Annotated in this window: 1 protein-coding gene; it reads right to left on the reverse strand. The window is 72.3% G+C overall.

The genetic code is table 11. The features are described 5' to 3' along the window. Positions 1–124: 124 nt before the first annotated feature. Positions 125–1,135, reverse strand: a complete 1,011-nt coding sequence (locus P1P70_RS44875) for a hypothetical protein (RefSeq protein ID WP_319248290.1) — start codon at positions 1,133–1,135, stop codon at positions 125–127. Between the last annotated feature and the right edge of the window lie 38 nt (positions 1,136–1,173).

Here is a 1,173-nt window from a genome sequence, read left to right on the forward strand (position 1 = left end):
CCACGGCGCGTAGCCGCGAACCACTCACGGCCGGAACCGGACCACCCCCCACCGCAAGCACGCCGGGTTTGATCGGCGGCTTGCGGTGGGGGGTGGTCCGGTTCCGGCCGTGAGTGGTTCGCGGCTACGCGCCGTGGCACGTCTCGTACGGCTGAGTCGAGCCGCACCAGCACGCGCTTCCCCTCTGTGGGGGCCAGGAGACCGCCAACCCCCGCGCCGCCAGCGTCGTCGCGTACTGCGGCAGCAAGGTCACGTCGTCGGGGGACGAGCCCTCCGACGCCGCGAACGCCTCGTACGACGGGACCGTGCCCGTCACGATGCCCAGGTTCGGCGTGCCAGAAGACGCCAGCTCCCGCAGCGAGGCTTCTATCGTCGCCAGGTGCTCCTCGTGTGAGGGGTATTCCGCGGTGAGGCCCGGGTACGCGCCCACCAGTTCCGACAGTTCGGCCGCCGGCCAGTGCAGGACCGCCACCGGGAACGGGCGGGAGAGGGCCTCTCGGTAGGCGCCCAGTTCCGCTCGTAGGCGGGAGATCTCGGCCTGGAGTTCCGCCGGGTTGTCCGAGCCCAGGGACCAGACGCGCTTGGGGTCGTGGAGTTCGTCCAGGGAGATCGAGGACGAGTGGAGGGTGTCCGCCACGGCGTCCCAGTTGTCGTGCGTCGCGCCCAGCATGCGGCGCACCCGGTGGCGGCCGAAGAGCAGGGGGCGCGTGGCGTACGGGGGTTCCGGGACGTCCGTCAGGAGGAGGGTCACGGCGGACGTGAAGGTGTCCTGGGCCGCTTCGAGTTCGTCGTGGGCCTCCAGGGCCTCCGCCACGATCACCCAGGGGGCCGGGTCGCGCGGGGCGGCCGCGCGGACTCCGTCGATGATCGCGCGGGCCTCGGCCTCGTGGCCGTACTCCCAGAGGTTGGAGGCCTTGAGGGCTCGTACCAGGTGGGGGTTGTCGAGAGGGGCGGACGACGACAGCAGGCGGTCGTAGAGGGCTGTCGCGGTGGGGCGGTCGCCGGCCAGTTCCCGGTGGGCCGCCGCCTGCAGGAGCAGGTGCTCGGCGTCCTCCGGGTAGAGGTCGGCGGTCCGCTCCAGGCGTGCCGCTTCGGCGTGGTGGTCGACGTTCTCGGCAGGCGTGTCGGGGCGCATGGACGACACCGTACTGCTGATGGGGGACGGAGGGGGGT

The sequence above is a fragment of the Streptomyces sp. MB09-02B genome (genome assembly GCF_033794485.1).
Classification (GTDB): Bacteria; Actinomycetota; Actinomycetes; order Streptomycetales; family Streptomycetaceae; genus Streptomyces.

Excerpts from the sequence above, each read along its gene's own strand:
- P1P70_RS44875 (WP_319248290.1), bottom strand. The coding sequence starts at position 1,135 with ATGCGCCCCGACACGCCTGCCGAGAACGTCGACCACCACGCCGAAGCG.